The sequence below is a fragment of the Nonomuraea africana genome, assembly GCF_014873535.1.
GTDB classification, from domain to species: domain Bacteria; phylum Actinomycetota; class Actinomycetes; order Streptosporangiales; family Streptosporangiaceae; genus Nonomuraea; species Nonomuraea africana.
This window is the reverse complement of the sequence record NZ_JADBEF010000001.1, coordinates 1,047,006-1,068,283: the sequence shown is the minus strand read 5'-3', so window position 1 is coordinate 1,068,283 and position 21,278 is coordinate 1,047,006. Positions and strand designations below refer to the sequence as shown.

General features: G+C 70.6%; 21 protein-coding genes. 15 read left to right on the top strand and 6 right to left on the bottom strand.

All coding sequences use genetic code 11. From position 1 onward, the window contains the following. Nucleotides 1-23: 23 nt before the first annotated feature. From H4W81_RS04825 to H4W81_RS04795, 7 genes are all read left to right on the top strand, one after another. Nucleotides 24-605 carry a TetR/AcrR family transcriptional regulator gene (locus H4W81_RS04825; protein ID WP_225958463.1) on the top strand — a complete coding sequence of 194 codons (582 nt, stop codon included), beginning with the start codon at nucleotides 24-26 and terminating at the stop codon, nucleotides 603-605. A 28-nt stretch (nucleotides 606-633) separates the two neighbouring features. Next, complete coding sequence (locus tag H4W81_RS04820; protein WP_192773653.1) at nucleotides 634-1,611, top strand: AurF N-oxygenase family protein; 978 nt, start codon at nucleotides 634-636, stop codon at nucleotides 1,609-1,611. Further along, on the top strand, nucleotides 1,608-2,429 hold the full coding sequence (locus tag H4W81_RS04815; RefSeq protein ID WP_192773652.1) for an SDR family NAD(P)-dependent oxidoreductase: 822 nt from the start codon (nucleotides 1,608-1,610) through the stop codon (nucleotides 2,427-2,429). The genes H4W81_RS04820 and H4W81_RS04815 overlap by 4 nt, the downstream gene beginning before the upstream one ends. A 22-nt stretch (nucleotides 2,430-2,451) precedes the next feature. After that, a complete protein-coding gene (locus tag H4W81_RS04810) occupies nucleotides 2,452-2,652 on the top strand; it encodes a hypothetical protein (protein WP_192773651.1) in 201 nt (66 codons plus the stop codon). Between the two features lie 196 nt (nucleotides 2,653-2,848). Further along, nucleotides 2,849-3,892, top strand: a complete 1,044-nt coding sequence (locus H4W81_RS04805) for a Gfo/Idh/MocA family protein (RefSeq protein ID WP_192773650.1) — start codon at nucleotides 2,849-2,851, stop codon at nucleotides 3,890-3,892. Beyond that, entirely contained in the window at nucleotides 3,889-4,713 is an 825-nt protein-coding gene (locus H4W81_RS04800) for a DUF6807 domain-containing protein (protein ID WP_318781530.1), read from the top strand. The genes H4W81_RS04805 and H4W81_RS04800 overlap by 4 nt, the downstream gene beginning before the upstream one ends. Further along, nucleotides 4,710-4,877: a hypothetical protein gene (locus H4W81_RS04795; protein ID WP_192773649.1), complete on the top strand. Its 168-nt coding sequence runs from the start codon at nucleotides 4,710-4,712 to the stop codon at nucleotides 4,875-4,877. The genes H4W81_RS04800 and H4W81_RS04795 overlap by 4 nt, the downstream gene beginning before the upstream one ends. 28 nt (nucleotides 4,878-4,905) lie before the next feature. Here H4W81_RS04795 and H4W81_RS04790 read toward each other — a convergent pair whose 3' ends face one another. Together H4W81_RS04790 and H4W81_RS04785 are read right to left on the bottom strand one after the other, a co-directional pair. Next, nucleotides 4,906-5,799, bottom strand: a complete 894-nt coding sequence (locus H4W81_RS04790) for an IS982 family transposase (protein WP_192773065.1) — start codon at nucleotides 5,797-5,799, stop codon at nucleotides 4,906-4,908. Between the two features lie 60 nt (nucleotides 5,800-5,859). After that, nucleotides 5,860-7,107, bottom strand: a complete 1,248-nt coding sequence (locus tag H4W81_RS04785) for an MFS transporter (RefSeq protein ID WP_192773648.1) — start codon at nucleotides 7,105-7,107, stop codon at nucleotides 5,860-5,862. A 146-nt stretch (nucleotides 7,108-7,253) separates the two neighbouring features. On the opposite strand from H4W81_RS04785, the gene H4W81_RS04780 reads away from it, so the two are divergent. Together H4W81_RS04780 and H4W81_RS04775 are read left to right on the top strand one after the other, a co-directional pair. Next, nucleotides 7,254-7,835, top strand: coding sequence for a copper resistance CopC family protein (locus H4W81_RS04780; RefSeq protein WP_192773647.1), 582 nt, complete (start codon nucleotides 7,254-7,256; stop codon nucleotides 7,833-7,835). After that, nucleotides 7,832-8,857: a copper resistance D family protein gene (locus tag H4W81_RS04775; protein WP_192773646.1), complete on the top strand. Its 1,026-nt coding sequence runs from the start codon at nucleotides 7,832-7,834 to the stop codon at nucleotides 8,855-8,857. The genes H4W81_RS04780 and H4W81_RS04775 overlap by 4 nt, the downstream gene beginning before the upstream one ends. Here H4W81_RS04775 and H4W81_RS04770 read toward each other — a convergent pair. After that, a complete protein-coding gene (locus H4W81_RS04770) occupies nucleotides 8,815-9,939 on the bottom strand; it encodes a hypothetical protein (protein WP_318781529.1) in 1,125 nt (374 codons plus the stop codon). The genes H4W81_RS04775 and H4W81_RS04770 overlap by 43 nt on opposite strands. Before the next feature lie 54 nt (nucleotides 9,940-9,993). On the opposite strand from H4W81_RS04770, the gene H4W81_RS04765 reads away from it, so the two are divergent. Then, nucleotides 9,994-10,476 (top strand): GNAT family N-acetyltransferase, encoded by a 483-nt coding sequence (locus tag H4W81_RS04765; RefSeq protein ID WP_192773645.1) that lies wholly within the window; start codon nucleotides 9,994-9,996, stop codon nucleotides 10,474-10,476. Here H4W81_RS04765 and H4W81_RS04760 read toward each other — a convergent pair. Beyond that, nucleotides 10,473-11,720, bottom strand: a complete 1,248-nt coding sequence (locus H4W81_RS04760) for a cytochrome P450 (protein WP_192773644.1) — start codon at nucleotides 11,718-11,720, stop codon at nucleotides 10,473-10,475. The two genes, H4W81_RS04765 and H4W81_RS04760, sit on opposite strands and share 4 nt — an antisense overlap. 24 nt (nucleotides 11,721-11,744) lie before the next feature. Here H4W81_RS04760 and H4W81_RS49155 point away from each other — a divergent pair, with 24 nt between their 5' ends. The 4 genes from H4W81_RS49155 to H4W81_RS04740 all read left to right on the top strand — a co-directional run bounded on the left by H4W81_RS49155 (nucleotide 11,745) and on the right by H4W81_RS04740 (nucleotide 17,907). After that, nucleotides 11,745-12,152: a PaaI family thioesterase gene (locus H4W81_RS49155; RefSeq protein WP_192773643.1), complete on the top strand. Its 408-nt coding sequence runs from the start codon at nucleotides 11,745-11,747 to the stop codon at nucleotides 12,150-12,152. A gap of 60 nt (nucleotides 12,153-12,212) precedes the next feature. Beyond that, on the top strand, nucleotides 12,213-14,756 hold the full coding sequence (locus H4W81_RS04750) for a CocE/NonD family hydrolase (RefSeq protein ID WP_192773642.1): 2,544 nt from the start codon (nucleotides 12,213-12,215) through the stop codon (nucleotides 14,754-14,756). After that, entirely contained in the window at nucleotides 14,753-15,601 is an 849-nt protein-coding gene (locus H4W81_RS04745) for an ABC transporter permease (protein ID WP_192773641.1), read from the top strand. The genes H4W81_RS04750 and H4W81_RS04745 overlap by 4 nt, the downstream gene beginning before the upstream one ends. A gap of 281 nt (nucleotides 15,602-15,882) precedes the next feature. Next, nucleotides 15,883-17,907: an ATP-binding protein gene (locus tag H4W81_RS04740; RefSeq protein WP_225958462.1), complete on the top strand. Its 2,025-nt coding sequence runs from the start codon at nucleotides 15,883-15,885 to the stop codon at nucleotides 17,905-17,907. A 51-nt stretch (nucleotides 17,908-17,958) separates the two neighbouring features. Here H4W81_RS04740 and H4W81_RS04735 read toward each other — a convergent pair whose 3' ends face one another. Further along, the gene (locus H4W81_RS04735) at nucleotides 17,959-18,966 is read right to left on the bottom strand and encodes a terpene synthase family protein (protein ID WP_192773640.1); all 1,008 of its coding nucleotides are present in this window, start codon (nucleotides 18,964-18,966) and stop codon (nucleotides 17,959-17,961) included. A gap of 446 nt (nucleotides 18,967-19,412) precedes the next feature. Between H4W81_RS04735 and H4W81_RS04730 the strand changes: the two genes are divergently transcribed. Then, nucleotides 19,413-20,318 (top strand): proteasome assembly chaperone family protein, encoded by a 906-nt coding sequence (locus H4W81_RS04730; RefSeq protein WP_192773639.1) that lies wholly within the window; start codon nucleotides 19,413-19,415, stop codon nucleotides 20,316-20,318. 18 nt (nucleotides 20,319-20,336) lie between these two features. Here H4W81_RS04730 and H4W81_RS04725 read toward each other — a convergent pair whose 3' ends face one another. Continuing rightward, the gene (locus tag H4W81_RS04725) at nucleotides 20,337-21,242 is read right to left on the bottom strand and encodes a cation diffusion facilitator family transporter (protein ID WP_192773638.1); all 906 of its coding nucleotides are present in this window, start codon (nucleotides 21,240-21,242) and stop codon (nucleotides 20,337-20,339) included. Nucleotides 21,243-21,278: the final 36 nt, after the last annotated feature.

Here is a 21,278-nt window from a genome sequence, read left to right as displayed (position 1 = left end):
CTGTGACACGTGGTTTCGGCCGTTTGCGGCGAGAAGACTTACTGAAGACGGCCTGCGAGGTCATCGCGGCCCAGGGATTCGGGCACACCAGGACGCTCGACATCGCCAGGGCGGCGGGTGTCAGCCAGGCACTGCTCTTCTACCACTTCGAGACCAAGGACCAGCTGTTCGCCGAGGCGCTCGTCTACGCCGCGCGGCGAGACCTGGACGCGCTGGCGAAACTGGACCGCGCGGGCGGCACCCCCGTCGAGCGGCTGCGCCACCTGCTCAGGCTCTACTCCCCCAACGGGTCGGCCAGGACCTGGCGGATGTGGATCGACGCGTGGGCCGAGTCGATGCGCAGCGCGGACCTCGAGGAGACCTCTCGCCGGCTCGACCTGAGATGGAAGGAGTCCCTGCGGGCGATCGTGGACGAGGGTGTGACCTCGGGGGCCTTCACCTGCCCCGACCCTGACGCGGCCACCTGGCGGATCCTCTCCCTGGTGGACGGCCTGGCCGTCCAGGTGAGCGTGCATCGCAGGATGCTGCCCAGGCACCGGGTGACCGAGCTGGTCCGTACGGCGACGGCCGCCGAGTTGGGCATCCGCGTGGAGGACCTTTCGTAGCTATTGGATTCTTCGTACAATTGCGGGCATGACAGCTGCACCGAGCTCTACCGCCGCCAGGGAACGCGACGAGTCGGTCGCGGAGAAGCGCGCATACGAGTCCGTCATCGAACGCCTGTCCAAGGCGTCGGTCGACAAGCACTGGGAGCCGTACGTCGACATCCCCTGGGATGACCCCGACTTCCTCATCGACCCGGCCGATCCGCGCTGGGAGCTGCCGCCGGTCGACAAGCTCGGCCGGCACCCCTGGTACCAGAGCCGCTCACCCGAGACCAGGGCGCGGATCGGGCTGTGGCGGGTGGCCACGGCCATGAAGATCGGGCTGCAGTTCGAGAACCTGCTCAAGCGCGGGCTGCTCAACTACGCCTACCGGCTGCCGAACGGGTCACCCGAATTCCGCTACGTCTACCACGAGACCATCGAAGAGGGACATCACGGGATGATGTTCCAAGAGTTCGTGAACAGGACGAAGCTTCCGATCCGTGGCATGCCGGGGCCGCTGTCACTCCTGGCCCAGGTCGCGCCGTGGATCCCGCTGATCTCCACCGAGCTGTTCTTCGTCTTCGTGCTCGGCGGGGAGGACCCTATCGACCACGTGCAGCGCAAGGTGCTCAAGGACGGCTACAAGCACCACCCGCTCGAAGAGGCCATCATGCGCATCCACATCGCCGAGGAGGCCAGGCACATCTCCTTCGCGCGCCACTACCTGCGCCGCCGGGTGCCGAGGATGCCGCGCTACCGGCGCTTCGCGCTCGGGGTGATCTCGCCGATCATCCTCGGCTTCATGGCCAGGATCATGCTCGCCCCTCCGGGGCCGATGGTCCGCGCCTTCAAGATCCCGCCGCAGGTGGTGAAGGAGGTCTACTCGGGTTCGGCCGAGGCCCAGACCGAGATCCGCGACTCCGTCGGCAAGACCCGCGAACTGTGCGCGGAGCTGGGCCTGATCAACCCGGTCACCAGGCGCATCTGGAAGGCCATGGGCATCTGGGCGGAGCCGCGCGCGTGAGGACGGCAGCGCCGAGGACCGCCTTCGTCACGGGGGGCGCCTCGGGCATCGGCAGGGCGCTGGCCCTGGCGCTGGCCGCCAAGGGCGTGGCGGTCACCGTCGCCGACCTGGTCGCCCCCGACCTGCCCGGCATGGACCTGCCAGAAATGGACCACGTCGAGCTCGACGTCACCTCCCCGGAGGCCGTCGCCGCCGCGGTCCAGGCGGTCAGGCGGCGCCACGGCAGGCTCGACTTCGTGTTCAACAACGCGGGCATCGCGGTCGGCGGTCACACCGAGGAGCTCACCCTCGACCACTGGAACCGGACGATCGACGTCAACCTGCGCGGAGTCGTGCACGGCGTGCACGCGGCCTACCCGATCATGATCGAGCAGGGTCACGGGCACATCGTCAACACCGCCTCGCTGGCGGGGCTGGTGCCCGCTCCCCTGATGCTGCCCTACACCGCGACCAAGCACGCGGTCGTGGGGCTGTCCATGGCCCTGCGCGCGGAGGCGGCGGCGCACGGGGTCAGGGTGAGCGTGGTGTGCCCGGGGTTCACCGACACGCCCCTGCTGGACAATGCCAACCCGGGCCTGCCGTACACCGAGACGGGAGCGCAGGCGCGCGACGCGGCGGTCAGGGCACAGGGGCGGCTGTATCCGGTGGAGTCGCTGGCGGCCGACATCATGCGCGGCGTCGCCCGCAACCAGGCGCTCATCGTGGCGCCCGCGTCGGGACGGCTGGCCTGGCGCGCCGCCCGCCTGTCCCCCGTCGGCGCCATCAGAGCCGCCGCACTCGCCATCGGCCGGGTTTCACCTCCCCTAAAACGGACATAAGACGCATATCGGGGGTGATTGTGTGAGTTCCAAGTCACGGCAGACCCGCGAGCAGCACGCCTCGCGCGGCAACACCGAGACCCAGATGTCATCGACGCCGAAGCCTTCCAAGGCCACGCAAGAGTCCGGAGCCGCGACGGAGCGGACGACGGGGGGCGGCGCGCAGTCGAAGCGGCTGGCCAAGTCCTCGCTTCCACTGCGGCGCGGTCAGCGGTCGAGCTAGCGGGTGAAACCCGGATGCCGGTCCCGCCTACTCCCGGGCGGGACCGGTACATGCTGCCGCCTGCCTACCCGCACCGCTCCGCCTCGCCCGCCGCCACAAGATGATCGCCGTCGGTTTCCGGTCGGGTCCTTGAACATCGCCGCCCTCCGCTCTAGGGTCGGGAAAGCGCTTGCCTAACGGAGGGATCCCCCCAGAAATGATCCGTGTCGCCATTGTCGGCAGCGGAGGAATCGCCGGAGCCTGTCATGTCCCCGCCCTGCGCGGGGAGTCCCGTCGCGCGGAGATCGTCGCCGCTGTGGACGTCGACGAGGACAGGGCCAAGGCGTTCGCCGCCGAGCACGGCATCCCCGCCGCCTACGCCTCTCTGTCCGGCATGCTGGACGAGGAGCGGCCCGACCTCGTCCACATCTGCACGCCGCCGTTCACCCACACCGCCCAGGTGGTCGAGTGCCTGGAGGCGGGCGCTTGGGTGTGGTGCGAGAAGCCGCTGTGCCTGTCGCTGGCCGAGTTCGACGCCATCGCCGCGGCGGAGGGGGCGGCGGGGCCGTACTCCTCGGTGGTCTTCCAGCACCGCTTCGGCTCCGGCGCGCACCACCTGCGCGCGCTGCTGGCCGAGGGCGTGCTCGGCCGCCCGCTGGTCGCGCGGTGCGACACCACCTGGTACCGCCCGCCCGCCTACTACGACGTGCCGTGGCGGGGCACGTGGGCCAGCGAGGGCGGCGGCCCCACCATGGGACACGGCATCCACCAGATGGACATGATGCTCTCCATCCTCGGCGAGTGGGAGGAGGTCAGGGCGATGGCGGGGCGGCTCGACCGCGACGTGGAGACCGAGGACGTCTCCATGGCCATGGTCCGCTTCTCCAGCGGCGCGATGGCCAGCGTGGTCAACAGCGTGCTGTCGCCCCGCGAGGAGAGCTACCTCCGCTTCGACTTCACCGAGGCGACGGTGGAGCTGCGGCACCTGTACGGCTACGCCAACGCCGACTGGACCTCGACCTCGAAGGCATGGAACCCGCCGCACGACGTGCCGAGCTCGCACGCCGCCCAGCTCGGCGAACTGCTCGACGCCTTCGAGCGCGGCGAGCGCCCCCCGGTCAGCGGCACGGAGGCCCGCAGGACCATGGAGCTGGTGACGGGCCTGTACGCCTCGGCGCTGACCGGTGCACCCGTCCTGCGCGCCGAGCTGACCCGGGACAGTCCCTTCTACCACCGGCTGAACGGAGGGCTCTCGCTGTGAAGGACACGGGAAGCGAGCTGATCGAGACCTTCGACGGGGTCGAGGTCATGCGCTACGTCTACCGGCCCGACATGCCGCTCTCCGAGTCGCCCAAGCCGTACTTCCACCCACTGCGCACGCTGGACGGCGACGTCGTGACCGGCTACCGGCCGCACGACCACCGCTGGCACAAGGGCCTGCAGATGACGGCCTCGTGGCTGTCGGGGCAGAACTTCTGGGGCGGCGGCAGCTACGTCCACGCCGAGGGCGGCTACGTGGACCTGCCCAACAACGGCACCATGCGCCACGAGGAGTGGCTGGCGCCCGGCGTCGAGCGGCTGACCTGGTGGACGCAGGCGGGCGAGCACTGGGTGGACGAGCGCCGCACGATCGCCGCCTCGGCGGGCCCGGACTTCTGGACGCTGGAGTTCGCCACCGAGCTGACCAACGTGCGCGGCGAGGACCTGCTGTTCGGCAGCCCGACCACCAACGGCAGGCCGATGGCGGGCTACACCGGCCTGTTCTGGCGCGGTCCCCGTGCCTTCACCGGCGGTCAGGTGCTCGCCTCCGGCGGGCAGGGCGGCGAGGAGATGATGGGCAGGACCGCCTCGTGGCTGGCCTTCGTCGGCCGGCACGACGAGGTCGACAGGGAGTCCACGCTGGTCTTCGTCGCCGAGCCGGGCCAGCGGTGGTTCGTCCGCTCGGAGCCGTTCGCCGCGGTCAACCCGTCGATGGCCTTCTCCGAGGAGCTGCGGCTGGCCGACGGCGAGACGCTGTCGCTGCGCTACCGCGTCGTCATCGGCAACGGCGCGTGGCCGAGGGAGCGCCTCGACACACTGTGACCCAAGGCCCGGGCCCCTCGCCACCACAGGGGCCCGAGCTGATGTCACAGATCGCGGAGGGCCCGCGGGCCGAGATCACGAGCACCGTCCACGACCTGACCGGGCACGCGCCCCGCACGCTGGACGACTACCTAGCCGACCACGCGGGCGACTTCCCCCGCTGACCTCTAGACGAGTAAGTCCTAAGTCGGGTTAGTGGTCATAGGCGATCAGTGACCGGGTGACGGGCTGGCCGGTAGCGCGGTTGTGCCAGATAGCGGCGGTCAACGCCAAGATGCGCTGGGCGATGCGCGCGCCGACCCCCTCAGGGCTGCGTCCGCCGTGGAGTTCCAGGTCGAGTTGGCCTTTGAGGGTGTCGTTGACCGATTCGATGAGCTGGCGGATGGGTTTGAGGAGCTGCTCGCCCGGGCGGGGTGTGCGGTTGCGGTAGGACGGCCGCAGCAGCCGCACGCCCCGTTCGGCCAGGTAGTGGTCCAGTTCGGCCGAGACGTAGCCCTTGTCGGCGATGATCAGCAGCCCGGGTCGGGTGGCGAGCAGATGCGGGTCGTGGTCCAAGACGGCCATCAGCACCTGCCGTTCGTCGATCTTCGGGGTGGCCAGGGCCCAGGTGATCGGCAGTCCGGCCGGGGTGCAGACCAGGTGCAGCCGCAGACCCCAAAACCAGCGGGAGTGGGAGCGGCAGTAGCCGTAGCCGGCCCAGCCGGCCAGGTCCGAGCGCTGCGTGGTGGGGCGGGAGCGGCCGCATTCGACCGGGGTGGAGTCGACCACCCAGACCGGGTCGGCCCACAGATCGGTGTCGAGGGCCAGGGCCCGGATGGCGCGCTGGAGCAGGGGCAGGGCCGCGCGGAGCCGTTTGTTGTAGCCGGATTGGCCGGGCAGGTAGGGGAAGGCGCCGGGCAGGTGCCGGGGGACGAACCGCAGCCAGCGGGCCTCGGAGCCGATCCCGAGCAGGACTTGGGCGACCGCTAAGGTCAGCAGTTCGGCGTCGGTCAGCTTGGGTGGGCGGCCGAGGCGGGGCGCTTTGCCGAGCCAGTCGTCGATCTTCACGTACAGTGCGGTGAGAAGGGTGTTGAGGTCTGTCGTCACAAACGGATCATCAACACCCTTCGTCGTTCCCGCAGCCGAAACGACTTAGGACTTACTCGTCTAGGGCACCCCGCGGATCTTCCACACCAGTGCCGCGCCCAGCAGCGCCAGCCCGCCCGCCGTCAGGTAGAGGACCGGGTAGCCGCCGAGCCCGGCCACGATCGGCCCCGCGATCACCGGGCCGAGCACCTGCGGGCCCGAGTTGGCCACGTTGATGACGCCCAGGTCCTTGGCCCTGCCGGTCGCCGTCGGCAGCACCTGGGTGACCAGGGCGTTGTCGACGGAGACGTAGACGCCGAAGCCGAGACCCAGGACCACCGCGGCGGCCATGACCACCGGCCACTGCGGCCAGAACGCCAGCATGATCGCGGGGATCGCGCTGATCACGCCGGAGACGGTGACCAGCGACTTGCGGCGGCCGAGCCGGTCGGAGACCACTCCGGCCACGACCGTGGTGAGCACCACGGCGCCCGTGTAGAGCAGGATCAGCACGAGCAGCCCGTCGCTGGCCCGCTCCCCGGGGAACAGCCGCTCGTAGCCGACCTCGTCGGTGAGGAAGTACAGCAGGTAGAGCGTGGAGATCGCGTTGCCCAGCATCATCAGGAAGCGGGTGATCCACGCCCAGAAGAAGTCGGCGGAGCGCACCCACAGCTGCCCGGGATCGAACGGCGGGCGCTCGGTCAGCCTGGGGTCCCTGGTGGTCAGCACGAAGGGCAGTACCAGCACCGCCACCACCGCGCCGACCAGCAGGTAGCCGGAGCTGGTCGTGGTGGCGACGACGGTCACCAGCACGACGGCCAGCACCACGCCGACCGACTGCGGGATCCCGATCCAGCCCGAGACCTCGCCGCGCTGCCCGGCCGGCACGCGGTCGGGCACGCCCGCGCTCAGCGCGGCCTGCGTGGCGTTGAGCGCGGCCTGCGCCAGGCACCAGCCGACGGCGATGCCGAGCACGCTGGTCTGGAAGGACAGGAACACCATCGCGGCGCCGCCGGCCAGCGCGCCGGCGAGCGTCCACGGATGCCTGCGGCCCCACCTGCCCGTGGTGCGGTCGGACAGCGCGCCCGCGATCGGGTTGGCCAGCATGGCCACCAGCGCGCCCGCGCCCGTCACCCAGGCCAGGGCGCTCTCCTTGCCGTAGGGGGCCAGCGCGGCGATCTGCTCGGGCAGCAGCACCTGCAGCGGAGCGAAGTAGCCGACGAACAGCGCCAGGTTGGCGGTCGCGATGCCCGCGACCCACCAGGGGCCGACCTTGCGCTCGGGTTCGGCGAGCGCGTCGCCGGTGGCGGGTGGGGACACGCTGCTCATCCGGCCTCCGCGCGGGACGATGGGGGACTCGCGGTGGCGGCATGCTACGCCCAGAAGGATCACCTCGGCCACACCTGCGAGCGCGGCGGGTGGCGACCAGTGGGACCATGTCTTGGTCAAGGCAGTTCTACGGAAGGTCATGATCGGTGAGGCGGCTACTCACGGTCCTGCTGCTCGCGTGCGCCGCGCTCGGTCTGGCGGTCACGCCGGCCCAGGCGCACAACGTGCTGACCGGAAGCGACCCCGAGGAAGGGGCGCGGCTCCAGTCCGCGCCCTCGCAGGTCACCCTGGAGTTCGACCAGGCGGTACGGCAGGGCTTCGCGCAGGTCACCGTGACCGGGCCGGACGGCGGCAGGTGGGAGGCCGCCCAGGCGTCGGTGAGCGGTTCCAAGGTCGTCACGAAGCTGCGGCCGCTGGGCCCGGCCGGTGACTACGTCATCGGCTACCGGATCCTGTCGGCCGACGGGCACCCCGTCTCGGGCAAGGTGACGTTCGCGCTGACGGTCGCGGGCCCCGGCACCGCCGCCTCCCAGGCCCCGGCGGCGCAGCCGGCCGCGCAGGCCGGCGACCTCAGCGCCCAGGCGGCGGAGGCGGCCGCGAACGGCGGCGCGGGCATGGCCATCGTGTGGGTGGTCGGGGCCCTGGTCCTGCTGGGCGGCGGCACCGTCGTGGCCCTCCGCCGCGCCAACCCGGGGGCCACCCCCGCCCGCCAGGAGAGCGCCGAATGACCCTCACCGAAGTCCGCCCCGCGGCTCGGACCGGCGGCCGGATGCTCGGCGGCCTCACCTTCGCCGCCATCCTGTCCGTCGTCGTCGCCGGCACGCTCACCGCGGAGGAGGCCGTCCCCGGCATCCCGCTGCCCGGCCCCATCGTCGGGTACGGCCTGCCGATCGTCAGGGTCCTGCTCGACCTGGCCGCCGCCGTCGTGGTGGGGCTCAGCCTGCTCCCCAAGCTGCTGGGCTTCGACGACCCCGACGCCACCGAGCCCGTCATGCGCCGCGCCAGGGCCCACGCGGTCATCGCGGCGTGGATCTGGGCGATCACCGCCCTGGTCACGATCGTCCTCTCCACCGCCGAGCTGAGTCCGGGCACGGTCCCGGGTCTCGGCATGATCGCCACCTACATCGGCTCCGTGGGCGCCGGCCAGGGCCTGCTGTTCAGCACGGCCTGCGCGCTGGCCTACGCGGGCATCGGGCTGCTGGCCGTCAGGTTCGGCGAGAAGGTCCCCGCGGAGCTGCGGATCGTGATCGCGCTGTTCGGGCTGCTGCCGGTGCCCGTGACGGGACACGCGGTCGACTCCGTCTGGCACGACCCCATCATGATCTCGATGGAGCTGCACGTGATGGGCGCGGCCGTCTGGACCGGAGGGCTGCTGGCGGTGGCGGCGCTGGTCGCGCCCCGCGGCGACCTGCTGGCCCGCGCGCTGCCGAAGTTCTCCAGGGTCGCCACCATCGCGCTGGCACTGGTCTCGCTGTCGGGGCTGGTCAGCGGCCTGTCCACGATGGCGCTCACCACCGGGGTCGAGCTGCCGGGCGACCTGTTCGCCTCCGAGTACGGCCTGCTCGTGCTGGCCAAGGTGGCGCTGGTCGCCCTGCTGATCCCGCTCGCCGCGAACATCAGGTGGCGGCTCATGCCCGGCATCGCCGACCGGCGCAAGAGCTCCATCGCGGCGTGGGCGGCGATGGAGCTCGTGGTGATGGGACTGGCCTACGGCGTGGCGGTCGCGCTGACCCGCGCCCCGATCGGCTGATCGGCGGCGCGCAGCCCGAACCTGGTCACGAACCACTCCATGACCAGCCAGGCAATGGCCAGCCCGGCCGCGGCCCACACCGCGGAGTAGTTCGCCAGAGGCGGGGCGGCCAGCAAGGCGTGCTGGGCGACCAGCGCGCCGTACACCGCGATGGTCGCCAGCGCCGCGCCGAGCACGGCCCGCAGGTAGGACATCTTGACCAGGAACGCCACGTCCACCGCGACGGCGGCGACCACCAGGAAGACCGGCACCGCCGACTCGGGGAAGCCGGTGACGCTGAGCAGCGGCCAGATCGCGGCGCGATAGCAGACCAGCGCGGCGGCGACCAGGGTCGCGGTGCCGAACCTGCCGACCATCATGCGGGCCACCACCAGCACGATCAGCCCCGCCACGGTGAAGTAGACCGGGTAGAGGAAGTCGGGCACCGGCAGCGAGAAGGCGACCATCATGTCACGGTCCACTGCGCGGCCCATCTGGTCGGCGGCGAACTGCATGAGGATCGGCTCGGCCTCGGGCGTGCCCCTGTCCCAGGCGGCGATGGCGAAGACGCCGTACTCCTGGTGCTGGGCGGGGAAGAGGATGTTCTCGAGGAAGTAGGCGAACAGCGCGGCGAGCACGAGCTTGCCGCCCCCGCCCTGGTACCAGCCGCGGATCACACCCGCGATCATGAAGAAGGTGCCCAGGTAGAGCATGATGTGCGAGGGGCTCCACGAGGTGATGTCGAGCCCGTTGACCCGGTGGTTGATCAGGTCGAGCGGCACCGCGACCAGGAAGATGCCGGTGCCCCACTGGATCAGCCGCAGCGCGGTCCTGTCGACTCCGTAACCGGTGTAGCCGTGGATGATCGTCAGCGCCAGCACGATCGCCGTGCCCGCCGAGTTGAGCAGGTGCGGTGGAGCCAGGTCGTCACGCAGCCACTTGAAGTGCCACGAGACGTCCCACGAGGAACCCAGCACCTTGAGGGCGAAAGCCAGCAGCCACCCGTAGTAGAGGACCTTGAAAAGCTCGGGTGGGGTCTCGCGGCCGGCCTGCCCGCGGGTCCAGTAGGGCAGGGCCCACTCGACAGCTGCTCGTATCTTCACGCCAGGACATCATGCCTGGCCTTTACCTTCTCCGCAATCAGGCATGATTTCCCCATGCGCACAGCCACTCCCGACGACGCGGCGGCGATCGAGAACGTCAGGATCGCCACATGGAAGTACGCCTACAGAGGTGTGCTCGACGACGGCTACCTCGACGGGCTGGCGGTCACCGAGCCGAACGTCGCCCTGCGGCGGCAGGCGCTCTCCTCGGGCCGCACCCGCGCGTTCGTCGCCGAGTCCGGCGGCGAGGTCGTCGGCTTCAGCATGTACGGCGACAGCCGTGACGAGCTCGCCGACACCGAGGTCTACGCGATCTACGTACTGCCCGGCCACCTGTCCACGGGCCTCGGGCGGGCGCTGATGACGGAGACGGTGGCGGCGATCCCCGCCGACCGGTCGATCGGCCTGTGGGTGCTGACCGGCAACCCGCGCGCCCGCCGCTTCTACGAGCGCTTCGGCTTCACGCTCTCCGGCCACACCAAGGTGGACGACGGGCTGGAGGAGGTCCACTACCTCCTGGCCGCCCGCGGCGACTAGGTCATCGGCTCCAGGACGACGGGCAGGTGCTTCAGCCCGTTCTGGAAGTTGGAGACGAGCCTGACCGGCTCGCCCGCGAGGCGCACCCGCCAGCGCAGCAGCTCGGCGAAGACGGCCCGCATCTGCACCCTGGCCAGATGGGCGCCCAGGCAGACGTGCGGGCCGAACCCGAAGCTCACGTGGTCGTTGGGCGTGCGGGCGATGTCGAAGCGGTCGGGGTCGGGGAAGACCGTCTCGTCCCTGTTGGCGGAGGCGTGGTAGACCACGACCTTCTCCCCCGCCCTGATCCGCTGCCCGCCCAGCTCCAGGTCGCGCGTGGCGGTGCGCCTGAAGTCCATGACCGGCGGCCAGAAGCGCAGCATCTCCTCCACCGCCGAGCCGATCAGCGCGGGCTCCCGCCTGAGCCTGGCGAACTCCTCCAGATGCTCGAGCAGGCACAGCAACCCGCCGGGGACGCCGTTGCGCAGCGTCTCGTTGCCCGCCACCGCGAACAGGAAGAACATGTTCTCGAACTCGGCCTCCGTCAGGCCGCCGGCGAGCATGGCCCCCATCACGGAGTCGTCCCGCGCCTGCCCGGCCAGGGCGTGGGCGTAGCAGAACATGTCCGCCAGCGCCGCCCTCGACCTGGGGTTCACGCCGGGCCGCAGGGTGGGGCGCGCGGCCAGGGCGAGCCTGCCCATCGGGGTGAGGTCCTCGGCCGTGGCCAGGCCGGCGTATTCCTCGTCCTGGTAGCCGATCACCCGTGACGCCCAGTCGTAGAGCAGGCGGCGGTCTCGCTCGGGCACGCCCATGACGTGCGCGAGCGTCCAGACCGGCAGGTCGGCCGCGACCTCGACGAAGTCGCACGCGCCCGCGGAGAACAGGGCCGCGGCGCGTTCGGCGACGGTCCGCTCCAGCGCCCGCACCGCGCGCGGCGTGAAGGCCGCCGCCACGATCCGGCGCAGCCGCCCGTGCTCGGGTGGGTCGGTGTTGAGCATCATGGCCTGGACGAAGGCCAGGTCGGCAGGGGTGTCGGGGTCGCGGATCTGCGTCGCGCCCAGGTGGGAGGAGAAGTCCGAGGGGGTGCGCAGCACGTGCCTGACGTCGGCGTGCCCGAACACGCCCCAGAACCCCGGCCCCTCCCGCCACGGGCCGAAGGCCGGTTCGGGGATCCGGCAGACCGGCGCCTCGCGCCGCAACCTGGCGAACAGCTCGTACGGCACGCCCGCGCCGTACGTCGACGGCAGGAAGACCTCCTCAAGCATGACTCCAGCGTGCATGATGATCGCGTGACTCCTGAAGAAGGCGACGCGATACTCAAGGACTACTTCGCCCCCTGGGTCCAGGACCTGGGCCTGACGGTGGAGGAGGTGGGCGACCACCGCGCGGTGCTGCGCCTGCCCTGGTCGGGACGGCTGGCCAGGGAGGGCGGCGCGCTGAGCGGCCAGGCGATGATGGCCGCCGCCGACACCGCGACCGTCGTCGCCGTCGCGGCGGCGAGAGGCGCTTTCGTGCCGATGACGACCGTTCAGCAGTCCACGACGTTCCAGCGTCCGGTCATGGGGGCCGACGTGCTCGTCTCGGCCCGGCTCACCAAGCTGGGGCGCACGCTGGCCTTCTGCGAGATCACGCTGACCGCCGAGGGGGCCGGCGAGCCCGCCGCGGTGGCCAGCACCGTCTACGCCGTCCTCGGGTGAGGCCGCCCGCCGGGTGAGGCGTCTCAGCTGCTTCTCAGGACTGCTCAGTACGCTCGGCGCATGAAGAGAGCAGCCGCGCTGGTCGCGGCGCTGGCCGTGTTCGCGGCGGTGGTCTGGCTGGTGTGGCCGTCCGCCCCCGAGATCACGGGCCGGGAGCAGCGGATCGCCGTCCTCGACGGTCCAGAGAACGACCAGCGGGTCGAGCTCGACACGACGTACTTCGCCCCGGGGGGCGGCGGCAGGGCTCCGGCCGTGCTGCTGGCCCACGGGTTCGGCGGCAGCAAGCAGAGCGTCAGGGCCCAGGCCGTACGGCTGGCCGAGCAGGGCTACGCGGTGCTGACCTGGTCGGCGCGCGGTTTCGGCCGCTCCACCGGGCAGATCGCGCTCAACTCGCCCGACTACGAGGTCAAGGACGTCAAGCAGCTGATCGACTGGCTGGCCGGGCGGCCCGAGGTCCAGCTCGACGCGCAGGGCGACCCCCGCGTGGGCATCGCGGGCGGCTCCTACGGCGGCGCGATCGCGCTGATGACCGCCGCCCACGACACCAGGGTCGACGCGATCGTGCCGATGATCACCTGGAACGATCTCTCGGCGGCGCTGTTCCCCAACGGCGTGTTCAAGAAGATGTGGGCCGGGCTGTTCTTCAGCAGGGGCGGCCCCAGCGTGGAGGCGCAGGGTCTCGGCGCGCTGACCGCGGCGCCGCGGCCGCTGTCGGCCGAGGAGGCCAGATGCGGCCGGTTCCTGCCCGCGGTGTGCGAGATGTACCAGCAGGCCGCGGCCACGGGGAAGGCCACGCCCGAGGCGATCGCGCTGCTGCGCGCGTCGAGCCCGGCCGCCGTGGCCGGGCGGATCAAGGCGCCCACCCTGCTCGTCCAGGGGCAGCGCGACTCGCTGTTCACCCTCGCCCAGGCCGACGCCAACGCCAAGGCCATCGCCGCGGGCGGCACGCCCGTCGAGGTGGTCTGGTTCGACGGCGGGCACGACGGGGGCAACGGCGAGGCCGACTGGCTGGACGAGCTCACCCTCGGCTGGTTCGACCGCCACCTGCGCAAGAACGCCGTCACCGAGGCCGCCGACCGCTTCGTCATCACCAGGGACGGCGGCCGCGACCCGGGCACCAGGCAGCGCGTCCGCCTGCACCCAGGAGCCGACCACTATCCGGGCCTGACCGGCACCGCGACCACGCAGGTCCGGCTGGCGGGCCCCGAGCAGAACGTCGTCAACCCGCCGGGCGGCAGCCCCGCCTCCATCTCGGCGGTGCCGGGGATGGGCGGGCTGCTGGGCGGCGCCCAGGGCGGCCTCAGCGTCTCCCTCGACATGCCGGGGCAGAGCGCGGTCTTCGAGTCGGCGCCGCTGACCGCGCCGCTGCAGCTCACCGGCACGCCCACCGTGACGGTCAGGGTGCGAGGAGAGGGCGAGGTGACACTGTTCGCCAAGCTCTACGACGTGGCCGACGCCGCCACCCCGCCGACGCTGCCCGCCGGACTGGTCGCGCCGGTGCGGATCACGATCCCCGAGGGCAAGGACAGCGCCGAGGCGACCGTCACGCTGCCCGCGGTGGACCACCGCTTCGCGGCGGGTCACCGGCTGCGGCTGGCGCTGACCACGACCGACATGGGCTACGCGACGCCCGCCCAGCCCGCGAGCTACGTGGTGGGGCTCGCCTCGCCCGTGCTGGCCGTGCCGACGGTGGCCGCGCTGGAGGCCGCGCCGACCGGGCCCGTGTGGTGGACGTGGGCGCTGCCGCTGACCGCCGTCGTGGCCGCCGCGCTCCTGCTGGCCACCGGCCGCCGCCGTCCCGAGAAAGCGGGAGCCGCCCCTGACGGAGGTACGCCAGGGGACGCCGAGGTGCCGCTGGAGATCATCGGGCTGACCAAGGCCTACCGCAACGGCGAGAAGGCCGTGGACGGGCTGTCCTTCCGCGTGGAGAAGGGCCAGGTGCTGGGACTGCTCGGGCCGAACGGCGCGGGCAAGACCACCACCATGCGGATGATGATGGGCCTCATCCACCCCGACACCGGCCAGATCCGGATATTTGGCGAGAAGGTCACCCCCGGGGCGCCTGTCCTGTCCCGGCTGGGGTCGTTCGTCGAGGGTCCCGGCTTCCTGCCGCACCTGTCGGGACGCGACAACCTCACGCTGTACTGGCAGGCCACGGGGCGCCCCGCCGCCGACGCGCGCATGGAGGAGGCGCTGGAGATCGCCGACCTCGGCACGGCACTGGATCGGGCGGTGCGCACCTACTCCCAGGGCATGCGCCAGCGCCTGGCCATCGCGCAGGCCATGCTCGGCCTGCCCGACCTGCTCGTCCTCGACGAGCCCACCAACGGCCTGGACCCGCCCCAGATCAGGGAGATGCGCGAGGTGCTCAAGCGCTACGCGAGCGACGGCCGTACCGTGATCGTCTCCAGCCACCTGCTGGCGGAGGTCGAGCAGACGTGCAACCACGTGGTGGTCATGACCCGCGGCCGCCTGGTGAGCGCGGGACCCGTGTCCGAACTGCTGGCCACCGCCGAGCACACCGGCCGGCACAACGGCCAGAACAACGGCCGTGGCCCGCGCCTGGAGGACGTGTTCCTGGATCTGATCGGAGACAAGCCTTGAGCACCGCTGCCGCGGGATACGACGGCCGCCGCACGCTGCCGCTGCGCGTGGAGATCGTCAGGCAGTTCAAACGGCGGCGGACGCTGGTGATGTTCGGCCTGCTGCTCGCGCTGCCGTGGATCCTGGTGATCGCCTTCCAGTTCGGCCCGCAGAACCCCAACCAGCAGAACGCCCTGCGGCTGTCCGACCTCGCCACGCAGAGCGGTCTCAACTTCGCCGCGTTCGCGCTGTCGGTGTCGGCCAGCTTCCTGCTGGTGGTGGCAGTGGCGCTGTTCTGCGGCGACACCGTGGCGAGCGAGGCGAACTGGTCGTCACTGCGCTACCTGCTGGCCGCGCCGGTGCCGCGCGACAGGCTGCTGCGGCAGAAGCTGATCGTGGCGCTCGGCTACTCGGCCGCGGCGGTGATCTGCCTGCCGCTGATGGCACTGCTGGCCGGGACGCTGGTGTTCGGCTGGAACGACATCCAGGTGCCGGGGACGGGCGAGACGATCCCCGCCTTCGACGTGCTGCCGCGCTTCGGCATCGTCATCGGCTACGCCCTGGTCAGCCAGCTCGTGGTGGCGTCGCTGGCGTTCCTGTTGTCGACGGTCACCGACTCGCCGCTCGGCGCGGTGGGCGGGGCCGTCGGGCTGGTGATCGTCAGCAGCATCCTGCAGGCCGTGGAGGCGCTCGGGACGCTCAGGGAGTTCTTGCCGACGTTCTGGAACACCGCCTGGATGGACGCGCTGGCCCCCGTACTCGACTGGGGCGGGATGACCAAGGGCGCGGCGGTGTCGGTGACCTACGCGGCCATTCTCGTCGCGCTGGCCTTCCGCCGGTTCAGGCGCAAGGACGTGGTCAGCTGAGTCACCAGTGCGGGGGCTTGTTCTCCAGGTAGAAAGCGTCGGAATCGTCCTCCTGGCGCTCTCCCCAGCCGAGGTCGGTGTCGTCGGCCGTCTGCTCAGGTAGAAATTCACTCACGGCAACAATGCTATCCGGAGGGAGAAACACCACCCCAACACATGTGCGGCACAAGGGACAGTCAAGGCTTCCCGGGGTACAGTGGAGCCGCGCGTGAGAAGGTGTCCGGCTACCCCCCGTGAGGCTGCCCATGGCCACCCCGACAGGTTGGCGTCGAGAAGGCAATTTGCCGGCGGAGCTCACGAGCTTCGTCGGCCGGACGAGGCTGCTCGCCAACCTCAAACGTCACTTGTCCGACGACAACACCAATCTGGTGACCGTCACGGGCATCGGTGGCGTCGGCAAGTCGCGTACCGTGCTGCGCCTGGCGCACCAGGTGCGCGCGCAGTTCGAGGACGGCGTCTGGTTCGCCGACCTGGCCAGGCTGCAGGACGCGGGCATGGTGAAGAACACCATCGCCTCGGCCCTCGGCGTGGCCGACCAGTCGGCCCGAGGCGAGTCCGAGTCGCTGTCGGAGTGGGTCGCCAACCGCAACATGCTGCTCATCCTCGACACCTGCGAGCACCTGATCGAGGGCTGCGCCGAGCTGATCGACGAGCTGCTGCACGCCAACCCGCGGCTCAAGGTGCTGGCCACCAGCCGCCAGTCGCTGCACCTGGCGTACGAGCACGTGGTGCCGGTACCGCCGCTGGCCGTGCCGGGCGAGGACGCGCAGGAGAACCTGTTCACCAACGAGTCCGTGCAGCTGTTCGCGGCCAGGTCGGGCGCGGTCGTGCCCGACTTCGTGCTCGACGAGCAGAACATCGGCTCGGTGGCGGAGCTGTGCCGCAGGCTCGACGGCATCCCGCTGGCGATCGAGCTGGCCGCGGTGCGGCTGCGCGCGCTGTCGGTCGAGCAGATCCTGGGCCTGCTGACCGACCGTTTCAGCCTGCTGGCCGGGGCCAGCCGTACGGCGTTGCCGCGCCACCAGACGCTGCGCGCGGCCATCGGGTGGAGCCACGAGCTGTGCGAGCCCGCCGAGCGGCTGCTGTGGGCGCGCCTGTCGGTCTTCGCCGGCGACTTCGAGCTCGACGCGGCCAGGTACGTCTGCTCCGACGACCGGCTGCCCGCCGAGGACATCACCGACCTGGTCACCGGGCTGGTGGAGAAGTCCATCCTGCTGATCAGGAGCGACCACGCGGGCGTGCGCTACAAGCTGATCGACACGCTGGCCGAGTACGGCGAGGAGTGGCTCGAGAAGCTGGGCGAGTCCCAACGGCTGCGCCACAAGCACCTGTCCTACTACCTGAGCCTGGCCCGCCGCAGCGAGGACGCCTGGTCAGGGCCCCGGCAGATCTACTGGTTCGTCCGCATGCGCCAGGAGCACGACAACGTCAGGCTCGCGCTGGAACACGCGCTGCGCACGCCGGGCGAGAGCCGGATGGCCCTCGAGCTGCTGTCGTCGCTGTGGTTCATGTGGATCTGCTGCGGCTTCGTCCGCGAGGGCCGCGTCTACCTGGAGCGGGCCCTGCGGGCCAACCCCGACCCGAGCAAGGAGCGCTGCAAGGCGCTGTGGGTGCTGTCGTACGTGCGCAGCGCCCAGGGCGACAGCGTGGGCGCGCTCGAGGCCGCCGAGAAGTGCAGCAGCGAGGCGGTGCTGGTCGGCGACTCGCGCGCGGTCATCCTCGCCTCCAAGATGCAGGGCACGGCCGCCCTGCTCCAGGGCGACCTGCAGAAGGCCAGCGCGCTGCTCGGCATGGCGATCGAGTTCAACACCGGCAACAAGGAACTCAACCCCGGCCTGCTCCCCGCGATCGTCGAGCTGTCGCTGGTGCTGAGCCAGCAGGGCGAGCTGTTCGAGGCCGAATCACTGCTGGTCGACGTCCTACAGGTCTGCAAGGAGCGGGGCGAACTGTTCGTCAGCTCCTACGCCAGCTGGGCGCTCGCACTGCCGCTGCTCTACACCGGCAGACCGCAGGCGGCGCTGACCTCGGCACAGGAGGGCCTGCGGGTCAAGCGCCACTTCCACGACACGCTGGGCACGCTGATCGCGCTGGAGACGACCGCGCGGATCTACGCCGCTCTCGAACAGGCCGAGCTGGCCGCCCAGTTGCTGGGCGCACTCCAGGCGAACTGGAAGACCTCGGGACTTCCCATGCTGGGCGCGCCGTTCCTCACCACGGACCACGAGAAGTGCGTCAAGGAGTGCCAGAAGGCGCTCGGCGAGAAGAACTACCAGGCCGCATTCGACCGGGCACCCACCTCGACCTAGATGAGGCGTCCACGCTCGCGCTCGGCGAGGTGGACGCCTCCTCCAGCTAGGTCAGACGGCCTCTGGCCACAGGGTGTTGGCCGGCCAGGCGTGGATGTAGCGGGCGCTGCCGAGCGAGTACACGATGTGCCCGCGCACCCAGTGCTCGAGGCCGGTGACGTAGGCGTCGACGGCCGGTGAGCCCCACATCTCGACGGACTTGCGCAGCCGTACCATCTCGGCCACGGCATGGTCGTGCATCTCCGCGACCTCGTCCAGCGCCTCCTGCACGCTGTAGCCGCGGTGGGTGACGAGCACGTTGACAAGGTTGTGCCGGGCCTGGTCGTGGGTCCGCTCCTTGGCGTAGGAGAACAGGTCGTTGTCCCAGACGACCAGGTCGTTGGCGTGCTCGGTGAGCGCTCTCACGTCGGGGTGGTGCCACTCCTCCGGAGTGAGCCGGTAGCCGCCCGCGATGTCGATGAGCGCGTACACCGGGTACATCGCCCCGGTGCGGCGTCGCATGAAGACGTAGTCCTCTGGCGTGGGCACCACGTCGGCCTCCCTGTTGGCCGCCTCCCACACCTGGGCGAAGATGTACTCCCTGGTGGCCGAGCACCAGCGCTCGAGCTGGTCGCGCTCGGCGTGTACGGCGATGCGGGCCTTGAGTTCCTGCAGCGAGCGGGCGAAGACGTTGGTGAGAGGGTCGTCGGAGTCGATGTCGTGGAGGACACGGAACATCTCGGGCAGCGCCCGGGCGATGAGACCGGTGCGTCGGCTCATCCGCTCGGACTCGCAGAAGCCGTCGTCGAAGGCGAACAGCCAGATGCACCAGTCCATGAGGAGCTTGAGCATCTCGCGGTCGGCCAGCGGGTAGGCCCTGGCGGTCAGCCAGCCGAACCTGGCCTGGCGGTAACGTTCCAAGGTGTCGGGATGGTCGAGCATCCCGGTGTCGAGCAGCCAGGCGAAACTGTCCTGGCTGGCTTCCTCGACGTGTGGGTTGACCTCACTGGGGAACGGGCAGCGGAGCGGTGGGATGCGGAGGATCGTGGCCTCGAACGCATGCGCAGACGTACTAGCCATGCACACAGCATGGCAATGATCTTTTCTTAGCGCCATATCGGACGAATGGCGGAATTTATCACTCAATGAGCTATTGCTCGAATCAGCTCTCCGTGCCCGAACATCCGCGCGCTGTCAAGAGCTGAAGTGGTACCGAGTGACGGGTCCGCGTCGGCCTCAAGAAGGGCCCCGACGACCTCGCGTTACTTCTTGAAGACCGCGCCCGCCGACGGCCTGACGGTCTTGGCGTGGCCGTGGTGGGCGGCCGGCATCAGCAGCGTGTCGCCCTTATGGTCGGTGAGATTCGCCGGAACCCCCCTGCCAGGTCGGACGTCCTGGTGGCGAAGTCCTCGAGCTCGGGGTCCTCGTTCATGCTCGTCATTCGCCATCGATATGGTGCCGTGCACGGAATCGTTCCGGCTCGCCGTAGGTTCAGGAGAGAGTACCGAGGGAAAGGCTGATCAACTGTGTTCGACCCGACGGATCTCTACCGGCTGGCGGAGGAGACCCCCGAGCTCACCGATCCTGTGCTGGTGTACCACTTCGACGGTTTCGTCGACGCGGGCGGCGCCGGACGGCTCGCGCTGGGCCACCTGCTTGCCGAGCTGGAGCACAGCGTCGTGGCGACCTTCGACGTCGACCGCCTGCTCGACTACCGTTCGCGGCGGCCGACCATGACTTTCGACACCGACAGATGGGTCGGCTACGAGGCTCCCGAGCTCGCGCTGCGCCAGGCCCGTGACCTGACGGGCACGCCGTTTCTCCTGCTGAGCGGTCCCGAGCCCGACAGGGAGTGGGAGCTGTTCACCGCGGCCGTCGCCTCGCTGGCCGAGCGGTTGGGGGTGAGCAAGATGGTCACCGTGCACGGCATCCCCATGGCGGTGCCGCACACCAGGCCGCTGGGCGTCACCTCGCACGCCAGCAGGCCCGAGCTGATCAACTCCCAGGTGAGCGCCTTCGGCAGGGTGCAGGTGCCGGGCAGCGTGGCGGCGCTGCTGGAGTACCGGATGAGCGAGCTGGGGCGCGACGCGCTCGGCTACGCCGTCCACGTGCCTCACTACCTGTCGCAGGCGGAGTATCCCCAGGCCGCCGTGGCGGCGCTGGAGTCGGTGACCAAGGGCACGGGGCTGGTGTTCCCGATGGAGAGCCTGCACGAGGCGGCCAGGCGCACCACCTCCGAGATCGAGGAGCAGATCGAGTCCTCGGCCGAGCTGTCGTCGGCCATCAAGGGGCTGGAGCAGCAGTACGACGCCTTCGCCGGCGGCGAGGACCGCGAGAACCTGATGGCCGAGAGCACCCCGATGCCGACGGGTGACGAGCTCGCCGCGCAGTTCGAGGCGTTCCTGGCCGAGCGGGACGACCGCGAGAGCTAGCCGTCCGCGCCCGGCGGGTTAGTGGTGCCTGGCGCCCTCGTGGTCGACGTGGCCCGCCGGTTCGAGTTGCAGCGTGGAGTGCTCCACGTCGAAGTGCCCCGCCAGGCACTCGTGCAGCCGGTCGAGCAGGGGGCCGCACCTGGTCAGGGCGTCCTCCTCCACCACGACGTGGGCCGACATCACCGGCACGCCTGAGGTGATGGTCCAGGCGTGCAGGTCGTGCACGTCGGTGACGCCCGGCGCCTCCAGCAGGTGCTTGCGCACCTCGGCCAGGTCGACGCCCCTGGGCGTGGCCTCGAGCAGGATGTCGACGGCCTCCTTGAGGAGCTTCCAGGTGCGCGGCAGGATCAGCGCCGCGATGACCACCGAGATGATCGCGTCGGCGGCGACCCAGCCGGTGAGCTGGATGACGACCGCCCCGGCGAGTACCGCCACGGAGCCGAGCAGGTCGCCGAGGACCTCCAGGTAGGCGCCCTTGAGGTTGAGGCTCTCCTCCTTGCCGTCGCGCAGCAGCCACAGCCCGATGCCGTTGGCCACCAGGCCGACCGCCGCGGTGACCATCATGATCGTGCCGCCTACCGGTTCCGGATCGGCGAACCGCCGTACGGCCTCGACGAGGATGTAGCCGCTCAGCCCGAGCAGGAGCACCGCGTTGACGGCGGCGGCGAGGATCTCGGCCCGCTGGTAGCCGAACGTCCTGCGGGAGCTCGCCGGTTTGCCGGCGATCCAGATCGCGAACAGGGCCAGCGCGATGCCCGCCCCGTCGGTGGCCATGTGACCGGCGTCGGCGAGCAGGGCGAGGCTGCCCGACGTGATCGCGCCCACCACCTGGACGACCAGAACGCTCAGCGTGAGCGGAAGCACGATCATCAGTCTCTTGCGGTGCTGCGCGCTCGCCGTCGCGTGCCCGTGCCCGTGTCCCATGGCGCCATCCTCCACGATCAATACAGTCAGCCATGT